This window comes from Rathayibacter tanaceti (genome assembly GCF_009834165.1).
Classification (GTDB): domain Bacteria; phylum Actinomycetota; class Actinomycetes; order Actinomycetales; family Microbacteriaceae; genus Rathayibacter; species Rathayibacter tanaceti.
Map to the genome: position 1 here is coordinate 1,561,750 of NZ_CP047186.1, position 19,264 is coordinate 1,581,013.

The following is a 19,264-nucleotide window of genomic DNA, read 5'->3' on the forward strand; positions in this document are numbered from 1 at the left end:
AGCGGCGGTTCCGGCCGCGGGTCGAGACCGCCGGAGGAGGGAGGCTCGATGAGCGCTGACCGTCAGGGGAATGCTCGAGAGACGCTCGCTAAGGTGGGCAGTCGGTCCGTCGTGGAGACGCCGGACCCTCACCCCCGACGTCGGGCATCCGCAGACCGCACATCGGCCTCTCCCGGATCGCCCGAGAATGATCCCCTGAGGAGTCTCGTGGAGACCTGGCCCGGAACCGCCTACCCGCTGGGCGCGACCTTCGATGGAAGCGGCACGAACTTCGCCCTGTTCAGCGAGATCGCCGAGCGCGTCGAGCTGTGCCTGTTCGACGAGGACGGCACCGAGACCCGCGTCGAGATCCTCGAGTCCGATGCCTACGTGTGGCACTGCTACCTGCCGCAGGTGCAGCCGGGTCAGCGCTACGGCTATCGGATCCACGGCCCGTACGATCCTGCGACCGGTCACCGCTGCAACCCGAACAAGCTTCTGCTCGACCCCTACGCCAAGGCCGTCTCCGGCGAGATCGACTGGGACCAATCGCTCTTCTCGTACACCTTCGGCGACCCGGACTCGACGAACGACGAGGACTCGGCGCCGCACATGATGCTCGGCGTCGTCATCAACCCGTTCTTCGACTGGGCGGGTGACCGGCGTCCGCGCACCTCCTACGACAGCACTGTGATCTACGAGGCCCACGTGAAGGGCCTCACCAAGAGCCACCCCGAGGTTCCGGAGGAGCTGCGCGGCACCTACGCGGGCGTCGCTCATCCGGCGGTCATCGACCACCTGAAGCACCTCGGCATCACGGCGATCGAGCTCATGCCGGTGCACCAGTTCGTCAACGACTCGACGCTGATCGAGAAGGGCCTCTCGAACTACTGGGGATACAACACCATCGGCTTCTTCGCGCCACAGAACACCTACGCCTCCATGGCCGATCAGGGCCATCAGGTCCAGGAGTTCAAGAGCATGGTGAAGGCCCTGCACGCGGCCGGGATCGAGGTCATCCTCGATGTGGTCTACAACCACACGGCCGAGGGCAACCATCTCGGCCCCACGCTGTCCTTCCGCGGCATCGACAATGAGGCCTACTATCGGCTCGTCGACGACGACAAGCGCTATTACATGGACTACACCGGCACCGGTAACACCCTGAACGTGCGCCACCCGCACTCGCTGCAACTGATCATGGACTCGTTGCGCTACTGGGTGACCGAGATGCGGGTCGACGGCTTCCGCTTCGACCTCGCCTCGGCTCTGGCGCGGGAGTTCTACGACGTCGACCGGCTCTCGACCTTCTTCGAGCTGGTCCAGCAGGATCCGGTGGTGTCGCAGGTGAAGCTGATCGCCGAGCCGTGGGATGTGGGACCCGGCGGCTACCAGGTCGGCAACTTCCCACCGCAGTGGACGGAGTGGAACGGGAAGTACCGCGACACCGTGCGCGACTTCTGGCGGGGCGAGCCCTCGACGCTGGGGGAGTTCGCCTCCCGGCTGACCGGCTCGGCCGATCTGTATGCGCACTCGGGCCGCTACCCTGTCGCCTCGATCAACTTCGTCACGGCTCACGACGGATTCACGCTGCGCGACCTCGTCTCGTACAACGAGAAGCACAACGATGCGAACGGCGAGGACGGGAACGACGGCGAGTCGCACAACCGCTCCTGGAACCACGGCGTCGAGGGGCCGACGGACGATCCGAGGGTGCTCGCTCTCCGGGCTCGGCAGCAGCGCAACTTCTTGGCGACCATGCTCATCTCGCAGGGCGTGCCGATGATCCTGCACGGCGACGAGCTCGGCCGCACTCAGAACGGCAACAACAACACCTATGCCCAGGACAGCGAGCTGACCTGGGTCGACTGGGCGCACGCCGACCGGCCGCTGCTGGAGTTCACGGCAGCACTGATCCGCCTGCGTGCCGAGCACCCGACCTTCCGGCGGATGCGCTTCTTCGATGGGCGACCCGTGCTGCGCGGGACCGGCGAGCCGCTGCCGGACATCGTCTGGTTCACAGCAGCGGGTACCGAGATGGCGCCCTCGGACTGGGACTCGGGGCTGGGCCGGTCGGTCGGCATCTACCTCAACGGCAACGGGATCCGCGAGCGCGATCAGCGCGGCCGGCCCGTCACGGATGACAGCTTCCTGCTGTATTTCAACGCCGACGACGTCGACGTCGAGTTCTCCATCCCGAGCGACGAGTACGCGCTGGCCTGGAGCGTCCTGGTCGACACCGCCGGCGCCGAGGCGGACTCGATCCCGCGCCCCGCCGGCGCGACCCTGACCGTCCAGGCGAAGTCGCTCGTCATCTTGCAGGAGCACAGCGCCCCCGAACCCGAGGTCGACCATTCGGTCGCCGCCTCCCTCGCCTCGCTCGCCGCGACATCGGCGATCCCGATCGTGACCTCGACGGGGCGGACCAGTCCCTCCGCCGAGTCGACCGATTCCGCGACCGCCCCCTCGACAGGAGCCTGACGTGCGTCTGCCCGCTTCCACCTACCGCCTCCAGATCCGCTCCGCGTTCGGCCTCGACGAGGCGGCGCGCGTCGCCGACTACGTGCGCACCCTCGGAGCCGACTGGCTGTACTTCTCTCCGCTGCTGCGGGCCGAGCCCGGCTCGGACCACGGCTACGACGTCGTCGATCACAGCGAGGTCGATCCGGAGCGCGGTGGTGCGGCGGGTCTGGCGACCGCAGCACGGGCGGCGAGGACCGAGGGACTCGGCGTCCTGATCGACATCGTGCCGAACCACATGGGCGTCGCGACTCCGAGCGAGAACTCGTGGTGGTGGGACCTGCTGAAGAACGGCCGGTCCTCTCGCTACGCCACGGCGTTCGACGTCGACTGGGAGGCGGGCGGCGGCAGGCTGCGCATCCCGCTCCTGGGCGACGGTGCGGCAGAGGGGGACAGCGAGAGCGAGCTCGACGCGCTCGAGGTCGTGGGAGACGAGCTCCACTACTACGAGAACCGCCTGCCCCTCGCGCCGGGAACCGCTCGGCCGGGCGACTCCGGTCGGACGGTGCACGAGCGGCAGAACTACGAGCTGGTGAACTGGCGCCGCGCCGACGCCGAACTGAACTACCGTCGCTTCTTCGCTGTCAACACCCTCGCCGCCATCGCTGTCGAACGGCCGGAGGTGTTCGACGCCTCGCACCGCGAGATCGTCCGCTGGTTCACGGAGGGACTCGCCGACGGCCTCCGAGTGGACCACCCGGACGGTCTGGCGGATCCCGGGAGATACCTCGACGACCTGTCGCGCGCCATCGGCGGTGCGCCGGTGTGGGTCGAGAAGATCCTTGAGGGAGACGAGGAGCTTCCTCCTCACTGGGCCACCGTGGGCACGACGGGGTACGACGCTCTTGCCGACATCGACCGGATCCTCGTCGATCCCTATGCCCGCCCTGTGCTCGAGGGCCTCGACGCCGAGTTGGGCGGGGGAGGACCACCGGTGGTCTGGGCCGACCTGATCCACGACACCAAGCGCGGAATCGCGGACGGCATCCTCCGCTCGGAGGTGCTGCGCCTGGCGCGGCTGCTGCCCGGGATCGAGGGGGCCGACGACGCCCTGGCGGAGCTCCTCGCGACGTATCCCGTGTATCGCAGCTACCTGCCCTACGGCGCGGAGCACCTCGAGCATGCGCGGGTCGAGGCGGTCCGTCGCCGTCCCGAGATCGCTGCCACCGTCGACGACGTCGCCGCGGCGCTCGCCGAGACGGGCTCTCCCGTGTCCGTCCGATTCCAGCAGACGTCCGGCATGGTCATGGCCAAGGGTGTCGAGGACACCGCGTTCTACCGCTTCAGCCGCCTCACGTCCCTCAACGAGGTCGGAGCGGATCCCGATGAGTTCGCGATCGACCTCGTCGAGTTCCATCGTCGTCAGGGCGTGCGCCAGGCAGCGTTCCCCGCGTCGCTCACGACCCTCTCGACGCACGACACCAAGCGCGGCGAGGACACGCGGGCCAGGATCACGGCGTTGGCCGAGGACCCGGAGGCGTGGGCGTCGACACTGCGCGACCTGCATGTCCGGGCTGGCTTCGGTGACGGCCCGGTCGAGCACCTGCTCTGGGAGGCGATCGTGGGCGCGTGGCCGGCCGCGCGCGACCGCTTGCACGCGTACGCAGAGAAGGCCTCGCGCGAGGCGGGCAGCTCGACGCGCTGGACCGCCCCCGATGAGGCGTTTGAGAAGCGGATGCACGCCGCCGTCGATGCCGCGTTCGACGAACCGGAGGTACGCCGTCTGATCGAGGAGACCGTCGAGCGCGTCTCGGCCGCGGGCTGGTCGAACGGTCTCTCGGCCAAGCTCGTGCAGATCACCGCTCCCGGCATCCCCGACGTCTATCAGGGCAGCGAGCTCTGGGAGACGTCGCTGGTCGATCCGGACAACCGCCGCGAGGTCGATTTCGACCGTCGTCGCGCTCTGCTCGAGCGGATCGACGGCGGCTGGAAGCCCGAGATCGACGCAGAAGGGGCCGCGAAGCTGCTCGTCACCTCGCGCGCCCTCCGCCTCCGCCGCGATCGCCCAGAGCTGTTCACCCGCTATGCCGCCGTTCCGGCGATCGGTCCGGCCTCTGAGCACGCCATCGCCTTCGACCGCGGCGGCGCTCTGACGCTCGCCACGCGTCTGCCCGAGGGGCTCGCCGTCGCGGGCGGATGGCGCGACACCGTGATCGTCCTCCCCGGGCACCCTGTCGAGGACGTCCTCACCGGTCGCACCTTCGCGGGCGGAGCGACTCCTGTAGCCGAGCTTCTCGTCGACTACCCCGTCGCCCTGCTCGCCCCGGTCTCCTGATCGGCCGAGCAGCCCTCTCCCCGACCCCTTCGACACCTCCTGGAGACCGCCGTGACCCGCACGACTCCCTACCGCTATGCACGTCCGGCGACCGGACCTGAGCGTTTCGACGTCTGGGCTCCCGCGGCGTCCGCCGTCGAGCTCGTCCTGGGTGCCGACTCGCCCCTGCCCATGACCCGGCTCGGTGAGGAGGGCTGGTGGCGTGCCCCCGCATCGGCTCCGGTCTCGGGCGACGTCGACTACGGGTACCGGATCGACGGCAGCGGCCCGTTCCCCGATCCGCGCTCGCGCCGCCAGCCGGAGGGCGTGCACGAGCTCTCGCGGACGTACGATCCCTCGTCGCACGAGTGGACGGATGGGCCGTGGACCGGCCGTGAACTCGCCGGCGCCGTGATCTATGAGCTGCACATCGGGACCTTCACGCCGGAAGGCACATTGGACGCTGCTGCGGGCAAGCTGGAGCACCTGCGCTCGATCGGGGTCGACTTCGTCGAGATGCTTCCGGTGAACGCGGTGAACGGGACCCACAACTGGGGTTACGACGGAGTGCTCTGGTACGCCGTCCACGAGCCGTACGGCGGACCGGAGGCCTACCAGCGCTTCGTCGACGCCGCGCACCGCGTGGGCCTCGGGGTCGTGCAGGACGTCGTGTACAACCACCTCGGACCCAGCGGGAACTACCTCCCGGAGTTCGGTCCGTACCTGAAGAGCGAGAAGGCCAACACCTGGGGCAGCTCGATCAATCTGGACGGCGACGGGTCGGATGCCGTTCGCGGCTACATCATCGACAACGCCCTGATGTGGCTGCGCGATTACCATGTGGACGCCCTGCGGCTGGATGCGGTGCACGCCCTGTCGGACGAGCGAGCGGTGCACGTGCTCGAGGAGATGGCCTCCGAGGTCTCCGTGCTCTCGGCGCGCGTGGGGCGGCCCCTCACCCTGATCGCCGAGTCGGATCTCAACGACCCACGGCTCATCACCCCGCGCGAGGCCGGCGGCTACGGTCTGGATGCGCAGTGGAGCGACGACTTCCACCACGCTGTGCACGTCGCGGTGACGGGAGAGACCACCGGGTACTACCAGGACTTCGCCCCACTGGGCGCCCTCGGCAAGGTCCTGACGAAGGGCTTCTTCCACGACGGCACCCTGTCGACGTTCCGCGGCCGTCACCACGGCCGCCCTGTCGACACCGAGCTCATGCCCACCTGGCGGCTCGTCGTCTGCAGCCAGAACCACGACCAGATCGGCAACCGGGCGATCGGGGACCGGTTGACGGCGACGCTCGACGAGGGCCGTCTGGCGATCGCCGCCGCGCTGACCCTGCTCGGACCGTTCACTCCGATGCTCTTCATGGGGGAGGAGTGGGCGGCATCGACCCCGTGGCAGTTCTTCACCTCGCACCCCGAGAAGGAACTCGGGGAGGCGACAGCGAAGGGCCGTATCGCCGAGTTCGCCAGGATGGGTTGGGACCCGGAGGTCGTGCCCGACCCCCAGGACCCCGAGACCTTCCTCCACTCTCGGCTCGACTGGTCCGAGGTCGGGGAGGGACGCCACGCCCGCGTCCTGGCCGTGTACCGCGAGCTGGCGGCGATCCGCCGCCGCTTCCCGGAGCTCACGGATCCTCGCTTCGGCTCGGTGCGGGTGGATCTCGACGAGCAGGATCGCTGGTTGACGCTCGGACGAGGTCGCGTCACTCTCGCGATCAACGTGGGCGAGGCGGCGGCGCGGGTGCCGCTGCCCGAGGTGACGGAGTCGCTCCTGGGCGTCGGTGAGTGCGCCGTGCAGCCGGGTGACACCGAGGTCGACCTCGGCGCCTCCTCGCTGCTGGTGATTCTGGGCGCCCCCGCCTGAGGTCTCACGTCGTGACCGCGGAGTACTCCGTCGCGGTCACGACCCGTACTCCATCGTCGTGGACGAGCAGGAGGGCCCTCAGTGGGATGGCCCGGCGGTGGCAGGCCGCGGCGAGGTCACGCGCGAGCACGCGATCGGCCTCACCCAGGAACGCCCGACCCGGTCGTTCGAGGGCGAAGGCCAGTGAGCCGACGTCCTGGTGCGCGACGGCCTTCGCCAGCGTGGCGACGATCCGCTCGGTCTTCTCCTCGTCGGGATGCACGGGCAGCCCCTCGATCGGGTAGAGGATCGGCAGCTGCACACCCGTGCGGTCGAGGAAGATCGGCCAGAGCGCGCGGCGATAGGCCGGTCCGATCAGCGACGAGACGCGCTCGCGCAGCTCGCGATCGTTAAGGAGCGGCGCATCGAGGTGCGGGGGCGGATCGGCGCGGTCGAGGGTCGTCATGGTGTCGCTTTCTCGTGGTGCGAGTAGTCGCTTCTGGTGGGTCATCGGAAATTGCGGGACGTGGTATGCGCGCCGACCGTGAGGGTCTCGAACCGATCGGCGAGCAGATTGGTCACCCCCTCGTCGGAGCGCTCGAGGATCCCTCTGACGAGCAGGGCGGGTGCCTCGCGTGCAACGCGGCGGTGACGGTTCCATACTCCGACGGAGCAGATCACGTTGAGGATCCCGTGCTCGTCCTCGAGGTTAAGAAAGGTCACTCCGCCGGCTGTGGAGGGACGTTGACGGTGGATCACGACCCCGCCGACCTCGATCCGGGTCCCGGAGGGGGTTCCGCGGAGGTCGGCGGTCGACCGCGCTCCGCGGCGTGCGAGGGCCTCGCGCAGATGCCGCAGTGGATGGTCGTCCGGCGAGATCCCGGTGGCCCAGAAATCGAAGACGACCCGTTCCTGAGGCGAGAGCATGGGCAGCAAGGGCGGTTGGACGACGACCGTCGAGCCGGCGAGGAACTCCTCGCGATCGCCTGCAGCCGTCCCCGATTCCCAGAGCGCCTGCCTGCGCTCGAGCCCGAGCGAGTCGAAGGCTCCTGAAGCACCGAGCGCCTCGAGCTGGGCGGCGCTGGTGCCCACCCGCCGCGAGAGGTCGGCCATGCTCGAGTAGGGTCCACCGCGCTCCCGTTCTGAGACGATACGGTCGGCCAGCTCGGTGCCGATGCCCTTCACCCCCGCGAGCCCGAGTCGTATCACGAAGCCGCTGTCTCGGCGGTGGTCGTCCGTGTCGAAGTGCTCGGAGCGGTCGAAGAGCCCGGTGGGAGGCTGATCGGCGCAGAGGCACTCGTCCCTTCCGGAGGCCGCACCTCCCTGATACGGGGGCGCGCCCTCCCGCGCCTCGAGACCAGGAGGGGCCAGCGAACGGTTGATGTCGGGGGACTCGACCTCGACCCCGTGCCGTCGGGCGTCGGCGACCAGTGTGTGCGGAGCGTAGAACCCCATCGGCTGGGCCCGCAGCAGCGCTGCGGTGAAGGCTGCCGGGTAATGCAGACGGAGCCACGCGCTGGCATAGACCAGCAGGGCGAAGCTGATCGCATGGCTCTCGGCGAAACCGAAGTTGGCGAACGCCTGGATCCGCAGGTAGATGTCGTCGGCGACCTCACCCGTGATTCCGTTGCGCGCCATCCCCTCGTAGAGCCGCTCGCGCAGGCTCTCGATCTTCTCGGTCCCGCGCTTGGAGCCCATCGCGCGTCGCAGCAGGTCTGCGTCCTCCGCCGTGCAGTCGCCGACCGACACAGCGACCTGCATGAGCTGCTCCTGGAAGAGCGGGACACCCAGGGTGCGCTTGAGCGGAGTGACGAGCAGCGGGTGCTGGTAGGTGACCGGTTCCTCGCCGAGCTTGCGTCGGATGTAGGGGTGGACTGCTCCGCCCTGGATCGGCCCGGGCCGGATGAGGGCGACCTCGATCACCAGATCGTAGAAGCGCCTCGGCTGCAGACGGGGGAGCGTGCCCATCTGGGCGCGGCTCTCGACCTGGAACACTCCGATGGAGTCGGCGCGGCAGAGTTGGTCGTAGACGCCCTTCTCCTCCCTCGGGATCGTCGAGAGGTCCCACTTCTCACCGACGTGCTCGGCGACGAGATCGAAGGTGTACTGCAGCGCCGCGAGCATCCCGAGCCCGAGCAGGTCGAACTTGACCAGGCCCATCCAGGCGCAGTCGTCCTTGTCCCATTGGAGGACCGTCCGGTTCTCCATCCGCGCGGGTTCGATGGGGCAGACCTCGCCCACCGGGCGCTCGGTGAGCACCATCCCGCCGGAGTGGATGCCCAGGTGTCGAGGGGTCCCGAGCACCCGGGTGGTCAGCGAGACGACGTCCTCGGGCATGTCGTGGTCGGTGCTCTCGGTGATCGAGCCCCAGCGTTCGACCTGCTTCGACCAGCCGTCCTGCTGCCCGGCGCTGTAGCCGAGAGCCTTGGCCATGTCGCGCACGGCGAACTTGGGGCGGTAGGTGATGACGTTGGCCACCTGGGCTGCGTTCAAGCGTCCGTACGTGCGGTAGACGTACTGGATCACCTCCTCGCGCCGCTCGGAATCGAAGTCGATGTCGATGTCGGGCTCCTCGTCGCGGATGCTGGAGAGGAAACGCTCGAACGGTAGGTCGTAGAAGATCGAGTCGACCGCGGTGATCCCGAGCACGTAGCAGACAGCCGAGTTCGCTGCAGAGCCGCGGCCCTGGCAGAGGATGCCGTTGCGCTTGGCGTACTGGACGATGTCGTGCACGATCAGGAAGTAGCCGGGGAAGTCCTTCTCCTCGATCACCGCGAGCTCCTTGTCGAGCCTGGCGAGGACCTCGGGGTCGTCGCGCGAGTACTTGGTGGGCACCGCTTCCCGGACGAGGGCGCGCAGCCAGCTCATCGAGGTGTGGCCCTCGGGAACCTCCTGGCGGGGTAGACGCGGCCGCACCCGGCCGAGTTCGAAGGCGATCTCGTCGGCGACGAGGACGGTGTTCTCGACGGCGCCCGGATAGCGGGCGAAGCGCTCGGCCATCTCGGCTCCCGAGCGCAGGTGCGCGCCGCCGGCCGCGGGCAGCCAGCCGTCCATCTCGTCGAGGCTCCGTCGCGCCCGGACCGCGGTGAGCGCCGTCTGCAGAGGTCGCTCCTCCGGGCGGGCGTAGTGCACGTTCCCGGTGGCCACCGGCCGCAGCCGGAGGCGCTCGGCGATCCCCATCAGCAGGTCGTTGTACCGCGAGGCGAGCGGATCACCGTGGTCGTAGAGCTCGACGAGGACGTTGCGTGCTCCGAAGAGCCTGACGAGTTCGCGGATCTCTCGCTCCGCGGCTGCTTCGCCTGAGGCGGCGAGGGCCTGGCGGACGGCTCCCTTCCGGCAGCCCGTGAGGACGATCCAGTGCCCCTCGGCCGCTCGGCCGAGCTCCTCGAGATCGTAGCTCGGCTTGCCCTTTTCGGCACCGGCGAGCTGAGCCGCCGTGATGGCGCGGGCGAGGCGGTGGTAGCCCGCCTCGCGACGGGCGAGGACCAGCAGGTGCGACCCTTCCGGATCGGCGACGCCGTTCTGTGGTGCTGTGAGTCCGAGCGAGAGCTCGGCACCGAAGGCCGTGCGCACGCCCTGGCCCTGTGCGGCCTCGGCCATCCTGACGATGCCGTAGAGCCCGTCGTGGTCGGTGAGGGTGAGGGTGTCGATGCCGAGCCTGACCGCCTCCTCGACCAGATGTTCGGGCCTGCTGGCACCATCGAGGAAGCTGAAGTGGGAGTGGGCGTGCAGCTCGGCGTAGGGCACACTCCGCACCGGTGGCCGGACGTCGTCGCCGGGGACGTAGGCGGGACGCTTGTGCGACCATGCGGGGCTGTCGCCGCCGTCGCCGCGGACGATCGTGCCGTCGGCGCGGCGGCCGCTGGAGAGGCGTCGCTCGAACTCCGACCACGGGATCGGCGGATTGTTCCAGCCCATAGGGGCTCCTTCGGTACTCGGGACGTGCAGTGCGCAAGGGGTGCGCGAGGGATGGTGCCCCATGTCGGATCGTGTTCCGTGCGGGGCATATCAGGTGCGGGCTCAGTCGTAGCGGGCTTCGGCCGCCCACTGCCCGTCGAGGCAGAGCAGCAGCCAGGCGACTCCCGCGGAATCGACCACCTGGAAGCGGTCGTAGCGGACTGCGGTGCGCGGATCCCACCACCGTTCGTCGATCGGCCAGGGTCCTGCCCAGCCCGCCACCGCCTCGAGACGGCTTCGGGAGGTGCCCGGAGCGAAGTAGGCGAGCGCGGCAGTGAGAGCGCCTCGCTCATCGACCGAGACGGGTTCGCCCTGCGGCCCGCGCACCACGACGGCAGCGGGCTCGGCGAAGACGGTCGGTGGTAGCGGCGGCGGCAGCGACCCGGGCCACGGTAGGCCCAGGGGCCGCGCATCACCGGGTTCGCGGTCGACCCAGGGGATCAGGTGCTGGCGATCGCGCAGCGCTCGTCCTCCTCCGATCGATGCGGTCATCACGGCCTCGTGCCCGAGCATGCTCTGCACGCGGCTGAGCCCGTGATGCACGCGCTCCTCGGGAGCAGTGCCCCACAGACCCTGCTCGTGGTGCCCGATCGCGTCGACGGACTCGGGTTCGACGCAGAGCCGTGCGATCGGAGCACCGAGCCCGGTGTCGATCGCTCCGCTGCCCTGCAGCTGCCAGCGGACGCGGTCGAGAACGTCACCCGGGCTGAACCAGCGCGGGTGCAGCCAGCTCCGCGACGAGATCTCACCGCGTTCGCTGACGACCTCGATGCGGATCGCGGTCGCGACCAGCTGCGCCCGGGTGAGCCCGGCGACGAACTCCTCGGCGGGGACGCGGAAGGCGAAGGCGGCCTGATCGATGCGGTCCAGGGGCGGCTCGAACTCCATCGCGCGGTCGAGCCGCTCAGGTGGCAGCCTCGGCACCACCGTCGCTGTCTCACCCCCGGCGGCGAGCTGGTGGGCCCGGGCCCCGTCGGGACCGAAGCGAGCCGCGACGTCTTCCCGGGGAAGAGCCGCGAAGGCGCCCAGGGTGCGCACGCCGAGCTTGCGCAGCAGGGCCACGAGGCCGTCTCCGCGGGCCGGCACCCGAGACGGAGCGGCGACGGCCTCGGTTTCGAGCGCGTCGAGGGGGAGAGGGGAGAGGAACGCCGCAGCCGCTCCCTGCGGGACGATCGTCACCGGACGACCGGAGTGCTTGGCGGCGAGCTCGGAGGCGAAGAGTCCGTCGGCGATGCCGATCCGCACGTCGAGAAGGCCCCGTTCTGCCAGCCTCTGCAGGATGGCCTCGGCGGCTGACTGTTCACTGCCGTAGTAGCGCCGGGGACCCCTGGCGCGGAGGGCGCAGAGACCAGGACGGATCAGCTGCACCCCCGGGGTGATCTCTTCGAGCGCCTGCATGAGCGGTTCGAACGCCCGGTGGTCGAGCACCGGGTCGTACGGCAGCACCGTCAGACCGGTGCAGCGGGACTGCGCTTCACGGATCCGCATCCCCCGACGCACTCCTTCTGCCCGGGCCGCGGGGGAGGAGGCGAAGACGAGGCTCTTCTCGGAGAGGACCAGCGGCTCCTCTGCGCCGAGTCTCGCCTCGGCAGCCGCCGCGAGGAGGGGCCAGTCCGGGCACCAGACGAGGATCGTCCGGCGCAGCTCGGGTGCGCTCGTCATCTCAGACCGCCCGTTCGTGCAGACGGGCGTGCTCGCCCAGGGTGCCGAAGACCTGCTCGACGCCGGGCATGCTCATCCTCACGGTGCGCACCCGTGTGCCGGCACGGCCGACGACATCGACCATCGCCTCCCGCGAGCGGAGGTAGCCGTGTCCGGCGCCCAGACCCTCCCAGCGGCTGCTGCGGATGCTCAGCCTGGCCTCGGCCTGCGGCCACTCGCCGAGGACCACGAGTGCCGCGCCGCGTTGGCGCAGCCGTGCTCCGAGCCGGGACACATCGGCCGACGAGACGGAGGCGGGCGGACGCGTGAGCACCACGGTGAGCACGTCGACCAGCGCGGCGGTGACGGTCAGCCAGTGCTCGGCGGGCGAGGGCACGAGAACGAGCCGTTCGAGGTCGATGCCCATGCCCGCTGCCGCCTCGGCACCGAACTCCGGCACACCGACGACTCCGCACCAGGAGCCCTCGGACGAGGGGCCGGCGAGCAGGCCCATCGCCAGGCTCATGGATCCCTCGACCGAGTAGGCAGCGCCCTGCTTGAGCGAACCGCCGGGAAGCACCGAGGAGAAAGCGGGCAGCGTGGCGAGGCCCGTGGTCTCGAGCCTCGTCACCTGCATGTCCCGGATCCGTGACTGCAGCTCCTTCACCGACGCGAGCTGCCGCAGGAGGGGTTCTGCGACCTCGGCCGTCTCCGTGGAGACAGGGGTGGAAGGGGGGCTCATCTGCCCATATTCGAACATGTGTTCGAGTATGTCAATCGCTACCGACATCCGCCGAGGGTCCCGCGGAGGGAGGGGAGAACGCTTCGGAGGGGCCGCCTGTGGAGGAGCCTCCGCGCCACTGGTGAAAGCGCTTCCGCGCAGTCTGCCACCCTCCTCCGACACGGCCAGGGCGGGCGCCGACAGCCGCGTCACCGAGCCGAGCCGCCCCTGTCGCCGCCTCTAGCATGGGAGCCATGCCCGACGCCCTGACCGACCCTGCCGACCTCGACGTCACCGCTCCCGACGCACCGGCCGCACCGCGTCGACGCACCCTCGTGGTCAAGATGGGCTCCAGCTCGGTCACCAAGCAGTCCGGCCCCGATCCCGTGCTTCTGGCCAGCGCCCTCGAGAGCGCTTTCGCCGCCAGGACTCTGGGCTGGGACGTCGTGCTCGTCTCCTCGGGCGCCGTCTCCTCCGGTCGGGCGCTCTTCGCTCGCTCCCAGGACGAGCCGATCAGCCCGCGTCTGGCCGCCGCCGTCGGTCAGACCGTGCTCATGGGGTTCTACCGCTCGGTCGCCGAGCTCTCTGGCTCACTGGTCGCGCAGATCCTGATCGGCGAGTCCGATCTGGCCTCACCCGGGCAGATGTCGCACGTCGCGGAAGCGATCCGCAACGCTCTCGACGCAGGCGTCGTGCCGGTGGTCAACGGCAACGACACCATCGACTCCGCCGGTTCGGACAATGACGGTGTCGCAGGAGGCCTGGCCATGCTCCTCGGTGCAGATCTGCTCCTTCTGCTGACCGATGTGCCCGGCGTTTTCGCGGGCAGCATCGCCGAGGGGGTGCATCTCGATGAGCTGGGCATCGCGGAGCTGCGCCGGATCGGGGTGCAGAAGGGCGGCACCGGTCGTGGCGGGATCCGCTCGAAGCTGCGCGCCGCTGAGCTCGCAGCGCACAACGGCGTCTCGACCAGGATCGCCGGATCGCGCACCCCCGACGTCATCCTCGGCGCTCTGGAGGGCCCCGGCCCGGGGACGCTCGTGCGCGCCGTTCATGCGCATCCTCCGATCGAGCAGCGCTGGATCTCGGGGGTCGCCACCGCGCGGGGCCGTGTCGAGATCAATCTCGAGGCCGAGCGGAGCATCGCCGCGGGATCGAGCCTGTTCGCCTCCGGCATCAAGCGCGTCTCGGGCGATTTCGGCGGCGGCGACGTCATCGAGGTCCGCGCGCTGGGCGGCGAACTCCTCGCGCGCGGCGTCTCGCGCGTCTCCTCCCGCCTGCTGACCCTGGTCAGGGCGCTCCGGGTCGACGAGATCGCCCGGGTCTTCGTGGCCGTCCTGGGCCATGCCGCCTCCGCGGCGGCCGACCCCACTGCCGATCCGGAGCAGCGCCCGCAGCTGACCCGCGCGATCGAGTACGCCCGAGCTCTGTCCTCCGAGCACGCCCGCGCCGTCGCGATGGAGATCGTCTCCCTCTTCCCCGCCGAGAGCATCACCGCTCTGCTGGGCCAGGCTTCGGAAGAACGCAGTCTGGTCGAGCGCTACACCCGTCTCGTGCGCACTCTCGCCATCGTCGAGAACGAGGACCTCGCTGTTCTCCGGTCCTGATCGAGGAAGGGGGTGTCACCTGATCGTGCGTTTCGCGCCGCCGCGTCATGATCGCCGATCCCGCACGTCTCTCTGATGAAGGTGCCGATGATGGGCGCCCCGACGAAACGGATGATGATGAGCGTCCCCGCATTCACCGCTGGCCACACCTCCCAGTACCACATCTCGGTCGAGAGCTTCGAGTCCGAGCGCCTCGCGCGTCGGCTCGCGCTTCTCGAGGAATCGATCGCCCAGGGCGAGCGTGCTCTGCGCGGCCGGATCGACCCGAGCACCGGCCAGGTGATCCCCGGCGCCTGCGGCGGCCACCGTGCGCAGCTGCTCAGCAACCTCACGACCGAGCGAGCGCTGGCCGAGCGGATCCGAAGCATGATGACCGCGCGGGGCTGAGGGGTGCGCGCGGCACGATGGGGCCATGGGCGCCATCGCCGTCGCCGGTCTCGCCCAGCACTTCCATCCCGCCGAGCGCGGAACGGTCCGCCTCGAGATCCGGCGCGAATCGCGCTCGCGGCCGCAGGCGCTGTCCGAGGTCAGCGTCCTGCACGCGCGGATGCGCGAGGAGGCGGCGGCCGAGCGGGCCTCGGGCGTCGCCACCTGGTGGTCCGCCGACCAGGTCTCCGTCTCGATGGTCCGCCGGTTCCTCAAGGACTCCGATGTCGCGCAGCTGTTCCCTGTCGCGGCCGCCGGAGTGCGGGTGAAGTACCGCGATGTCGCAGCTCTCGGGCAGTGGGTCGGGTCGATCGCGGAGGTCCCGGGGGTCCAGGTCTCCGGAGTCGACTGGGACGTCACGGCCGCTCGACGAGCGAGCATCGAGCGCGATGTCCGCATGGCCGCCGTGCGCGATGCCCGGGAGCGAGCGGAGGCCTACGCCGCAGCCCTCGGGCGCCCCGACGTGCGCCTGCTGGCTCTCTTCGAGCCCGGCCTGCGCCCGAACACGCGCATCGAGGGGGGCCGGCGCTGATGAGCCGCACCGCGACGTTCGGTTCGTCGGAGGAGTCGCTCGCCCTCAAGCCGGAGGACATCGAGGTCACCGCCTCGCTCTCCGTGGACTTCGACGCCTCCTGAGTCCGGTGCGGTGTCCAGGGCGGTGCGGTGTCCACGGTGGTGCGGTACCGCTGCATCCCCACGAGTGTCGATCGCTCCTCGACGCGTTCTGCCGCTGACCTTCAGGCCCGTCGTCGACGCCGGTCGCCCCACCATTGCGGAGCGACCGGGGAATACCGCCGACCGGTCGGACGCTGAACGGAGCATGGTCTCGCGCATCGGCTTCCTCTCCTTCGGTCACTACCAGTCGGTGCCCGGGTCGATGACGCACACCGCGCGAGACGTCCTGCTCCAGACGGTCGAACTCGCCGAGGCGGCCGAAGAGATCGGGCTCGACGGCGCCTACGTCCGCGTCCACCACTTCGCGCCGCAGCTGGCGTCGCCGTTCCCACTGCTGGCGGCCATCGCCGCACGCACGCGCCGCATCGAGATCGGCACCGGCGTGATCGACATGCGCTACGAGAACCCGCTCTACATGGCGGAGGAGGCGGCCGCGACCGACCTGCTCTCGGGCGGCAGGCTCGAACTCGGAGTCAGCAGGGGATCGCCCGAGACCGCGCTGCGCGGCTCGGAGGCCTTCGGCTTCGTCCCTCCCGAGGGAATGACCGACGCCGATCTCGCCCGACACAAGGTGCAGCTCTTCCGTGAGGCGCTCGCAGGCGCACCGGTCGCTCAGTCCGACCCCGCGATGACGGGCCAGTCGGTCCCGCTCTCGATCGAGCCGCGCTCGCCCGGTCTCGAGAACCGCATCTGGTGGGGCGCCGGCAGTTTCGCCACCGCCCGCTGGGCGGCGGAGCAGGGCATGAACCTCCAGTCCTCCACCCTTCTGCTCGAGGAGGAGGGCATCCCCTTCGACGAGCTCCAGGCGCGTCAGATCCGCGAGTACCGGTCGGCGTGGGAGGAGGCGGGCTGGGACCGCACTCCTCGCGTCTCCGTCTCGCGCAGCGTCCTGCCGATCACGAGCGACCTCGACCGCCTCTACTTCGGCGGCCGCGGCGAACGCGACCAGATCACCTCCCTCGAGGGCGTGCGCGCACGCTTCGGCCGCAGCTTCACGGGCGAGCCCGATGTCCTCGCCGCGGAGCTCGCGGGGGACGTCGCCGTCCAGGAGGCGGACACCCTGCTGCTGACCGTCCCCAACCAGCTCGGCGTTGAGTACAACGCCCGGCTCCTGCGCACCGTTGCGGACTCCATCGCGCCGGCGCTGGGCTGGGCCCCGGCGACAGTGACTCGGGCAGCGTAGCTGCGGCGCGCGGCGATCGATCGCGACGGCCAGTGGCTCGGCCTGACTCAGGGGCGTCGCGCTGCTGTGGAACGAGCCGCGAGCATGCGCAGAACGTCCGAGGGGTGAGCCTCCGGATCGGTGATGTCGTCGATGCGGTGCGCGACCACGCCCTCGTCGAGGATCAGAGTGCAGCGCTGATACAGCGTGCGTCCCTCGACCTCGATCGTGTTGAGCACATCCCGCAGGTGCAGCTCCTCGTCGGACACGAGCGGATACCCCAGGTGCAGACGGGCGTGCGCCTCGCGCTGCTCCTCCGGCGACTGACTCGACAGGCCGATGACGCGGACGTCCAGTGCACCGAAGTCCGCGGCGAGATCGCGGAAGGAGCGCGACTCCGCGGTGCAGCCGCGCGCGCCGGGGATCTCGTCCCACCCCGCCGGCGCACCCTCCGGCGGACTGATGCGCGGGTGCACGAACACGACGACCGTTCCCCTCTCGTCCGCGAGCACCGTCGATCCGCCGTCGGTCGAGGCGAGCGGGTGGCGCGGGAGGATCAGCACGGGCCGATGCTATCGGCGCTCGAGCGTCGCGGTCGTCGTGCGCCGCTGACGTCGCATCTCCTCGGACGCGCCGCGTTCTGCTGCCGGGCCAGTCGGTCGATGTCGGGAACGCCGTTCAGAGCGACCCGCAGGAAACGAGTGCGCCGCGAGCGGGCATAGTCGAGGCATGACCCACCCGGACCTGGTCGTCCTGACGCCGGCCGCGCGCGCGATCGTCGCCGCCGTCGTCCGAGCGGGCGGGCACCCCCTGATCGTCGGCGGAGCCGTCCGAGATGCGCTGACGGGGGCTGATCACGACGGCACCGTCGCCATCCAGACGCTCGGCCCCCTGGACGTCCGGCAGCTCGTCGGCGCCCTTCAGGCCGTCGGCCGAGTGGACGAACCCGGCGAGTCCTCGGGTGCCGTCATCGTGCACGCGCCCGGCGGGGACGTGGAGGTGCGCCTGCCGCGGCGCGCTTCCTCCAACCGACACCGAGCGACGTCTCAGCGCCTCGACGCCGCGGACGCGCTCGACGCCGCGGACGCGCTCGGCGACCAGGACGTCACGGTGGACGCCATCGGCTGGGACCCCACGACGGGACACCTCATCGACCCGCATCACGGAGTCGCCGACCTCGCCGCGGGTGTCCTGCGACACATCGCCGTCGACGTCGCCACCGATCCGCTCCGGGTGCTCCGTGCGGTGACGCTCGCGGGCCGGCTCGGCTTCACGATCGCCCCCGAGACGGCCGCACTCGCCCGGTCGACCGCCGAGGCCGTCCCGTCCCTCGTCCGAGAGCAGGTGTGGGCCGAGCTGGTGGAGCTCCTGACCCGCGGCCGATCCTTCTCCCACGCGCTGACCGCACTCGAGGAGACCGGGTGGGAGCGGCACCTGCCCGAACTCGCCGCCACCCGCGGCGTCCCGCAGGACCCGGTCTGGCACCCGGAGGGCGACGTGCACCGGCACCTCGCCCTCGCGGCCGATGCGGCGGTGGCGATCGCCGATCGTGACGGACTCGACGATGACGAACGCCTCCTCCTGGTCACGACGGCCCTCCTTCACGATCTCGGGAAGGCGACGCACACCCACCGGGAGGACGACGGGCGGATCACCTCTCGCGGACACGCTCACGCGGGCGTCGCCCCTGCTCGTGCGCTCCTGTCCCGGGTGGGCGCGCCCGCTGAGCTCATCGACCAGGTCGGGGTCCTCATCGCGGAGCACATGAGCCACCTCAGCGGTCCCACTCGACCCGCCGTGCGTCGCCTCCTGCATCGCCTCGCGGGGCCTTCCGGCGCGGGCCCGTCGCTCGCGACCTGGGCGCGCGTGGTCGAGGCCGATCTGACCGGTCGTGAAGCCGGCCGGAAGCCGGCTCCCGGACCCCTGTGGCTCGCTGTCGCGGCGACCCTGCCGGGCGGAGCAGCCGCTGCACCGCTTCTGCGCGGTCGGCACCTCCTCGACGCCGGCGTCCGGCCCGGCATCGGCATGGCGCCGGTGGTCACCGCCTCCGTCCGCGCGCAGGAGGCGGGCGAGTTCGACGACCTCGACGGGGCGATCGCGTGGCTGCACGGGTTCGTTCGGACGGGTCGCTACGAGGCCCTGTACCGGGCAGAGGTCGACAGACGCCGACGTTCATGAGCAGCAGGCGGGCATGGCCCGGGAGGACGAGACCTTCCGGCTGTTCCTCGGCCCGTTAACCACGACTTCCCCCGGGCGATGAGCCGCGGGGGAAGATCCTGTGTCCGAGGGGGGACTTGAACCCCCACGCCCTATACGGGCACTAGCACCTCAAGCTAGCGCGTCTGCCATTTCCGCCACCCGGACGGGTGTTGTTTTCGGCCTGCGTTTCCGCGGCCGAAGAAGACATTAGCACGGTTCGGAGAGCCGTTCCGCCACCTCCGGGAACGCGGTCGCACCCTCCGCAGCCCGGC

At 70.3% G+C, this 19,264-nt stretch carries 13 protein-coding genes and 1 tRNA gene; 8 read left to right on the forward strand and 6 right to left on the reverse strand.

Annotation, left to right across the window (positions count from 1 at the left end; translation table 11 throughout):
• Positions 1-207: 207 nt before the first annotated feature.
• From glgX to treZ, 3 genes are read left to right on the forward strand one after another with little or no spacing between them, the layout of a single operon-like run.
• The gene (glgX, locus tag GSU10_RS07360) at positions 208-2,460 is read left to right on the forward strand and encodes a glycogen debranching protein GlgX (RefSeq protein ID WP_068206991.1); all 2,253 of its coding nucleotides are present in this window, start codon (positions 208-210) and stop codon (positions 2,458-2,460) included.
• A gap of 1 nt (position 2,461) precedes the next feature.
• Positions 2,462-4,774 carry a malto-oligosyltrehalose synthase gene (gene treY, locus GSU10_RS07365; RefSeq protein WP_068206994.1) on the forward strand — a complete coding sequence of 771 codons (2,313 nt, stop codon included), beginning with the start codon at positions 2,462-2,464 and terminating at the stop codon, positions 4,772-4,774.
• A gap of 51 nt (positions 4,775-4,825) precedes the next feature.
• Positions 4,826-6,625: a malto-oligosyltrehalose trehalohydrolase gene (gene treZ / locus GSU10_RS07370; RefSeq protein WP_068206997.1), complete on the forward strand. Its 1,800-nt coding sequence runs from the start codon at positions 4,826-4,828 to the stop codon at positions 6,623-6,625.
• Between the two features lie 4 nt (positions 6,626-6,629).
• Here treZ and GSU10_RS07375 read toward each other — a convergent pair whose 3' ends face one another.
• The 4 genes from GSU10_RS07375 to GSU10_RS07390 form a co-directional block, all read right to left on the reverse strand.
• Positions 6,630-7,070 (reverse strand): hypothetical protein, encoded by a 441-nt coding sequence (locus tag GSU10_RS07375; protein ID WP_132504313.1) that lies wholly within the window; start codon positions 7,068-7,070, stop codon positions 6,630-6,632.
• 41 nt (positions 7,071-7,111) lie between these two features.
• Positions 7,112-10,522: an error-prone DNA polymerase gene (locus tag GSU10_RS07380; protein WP_068207003.1), complete on the reverse strand. Its 3,411-nt coding sequence runs from the start codon at positions 10,520-10,522 to the stop codon at positions 7,112-7,114.
• Between the two features lie 102 nt (positions 10,523-10,624).
• Complete coding sequence (locus tag GSU10_RS07385) at positions 10,625-12,223, reverse strand: DNA polymerase Y family protein (RefSeq protein ID WP_068207136.1); 1,599 nt, start codon at positions 12,221-12,223, stop codon at positions 10,625-10,627.
• A gap of 1 nt (position 12,224) precedes the next feature.
• Positions 12,225-12,944, reverse strand: a complete 720-nt coding sequence (locus GSU10_RS07390; protein WP_132504311.1) for a hypothetical protein — start codon at positions 12,942-12,944, stop codon at positions 12,225-12,227.
• 233 nt (positions 12,945-13,177) lie between these two features.
• Between GSU10_RS07390 and proB the strand changes: the two genes are divergently transcribed.
• The 4 genes from proB to GSU10_RS07410 all read left to right on the forward strand — a co-directional run bounded on the left by proB (position 13,178) and on the right by GSU10_RS07410 (position 16,814).
• Positions 13,178-14,530 (forward strand): glutamate 5-kinase, encoded by a 1,353-nt coding sequence (gene proB, locus GSU10_RS07395; protein WP_158286066.1) that lies wholly within the window; start codon positions 13,178-13,180, stop codon positions 14,528-14,530.
• 87 nt (positions 14,531-14,617) lie between these two features.
• The gene (locus tag GSU10_RS07400) at positions 14,618-14,917 is read left to right on the forward strand and encodes a hypothetical protein (protein ID WP_153038763.1); all 300 of its coding nucleotides are present in this window, start codon (positions 14,618-14,620) and stop codon (positions 14,915-14,917) included.
• A 25-nt stretch (positions 14,918-14,942) separates the two neighbouring features.
• Complete coding sequence (locus tag GSU10_RS07405; RefSeq protein WP_068207012.1) at positions 14,943-15,488, forward strand: SIMPL domain-containing protein; 546 nt, start codon at positions 14,943-14,945, stop codon at positions 15,486-15,488.
• Between the two features lie 288 nt (positions 15,489-15,776).
• On the forward strand, positions 15,777-16,814 hold the full coding sequence (locus GSU10_RS07410) for an LLM class flavin-dependent oxidoreductase (RefSeq protein WP_132504307.1): 1,038 nt from the start codon (positions 15,777-15,779) through the stop codon (positions 16,812-16,814).
• 47 nt (positions 16,815-16,861) lie between these two features.
• On the opposite strand, the gene GSU10_RS07415 is transcribed toward GSU10_RS07410, so the two are convergent.
• The gene (locus GSU10_RS07415) at positions 16,862-17,356 is read right to left on the reverse strand and encodes a peroxiredoxin (RefSeq protein WP_068207014.1); all 495 of its coding nucleotides are present in this window, start codon (positions 17,354-17,356) and stop codon (positions 16,862-16,864) included.
• Between the two features lie 166 nt (positions 17,357-17,522).
• On the opposite strand from GSU10_RS07415, the gene GSU10_RS07420 reads away from it, so the two are divergent.
• The gene (locus tag GSU10_RS07420; RefSeq protein WP_068207016.1) at positions 17,523-18,971 is read left to right on the forward strand and encodes an HD domain-containing protein; all 1,449 of its coding nucleotides are present in this window, start codon (positions 17,523-17,525) and stop codon (positions 18,969-18,971) included.
• A gap of 101 nt (positions 18,972-19,072) precedes the next feature.
• Here GSU10_RS07420 and GSU10_RS07425 read toward each other — a convergent pair.
• Positions 19,073-19,157: transfer RNA gene (locus GSU10_RS07425), tRNA-Leu, on the reverse strand.
• Positions 19,158-19,264 lie beyond the last annotated feature (107 nt).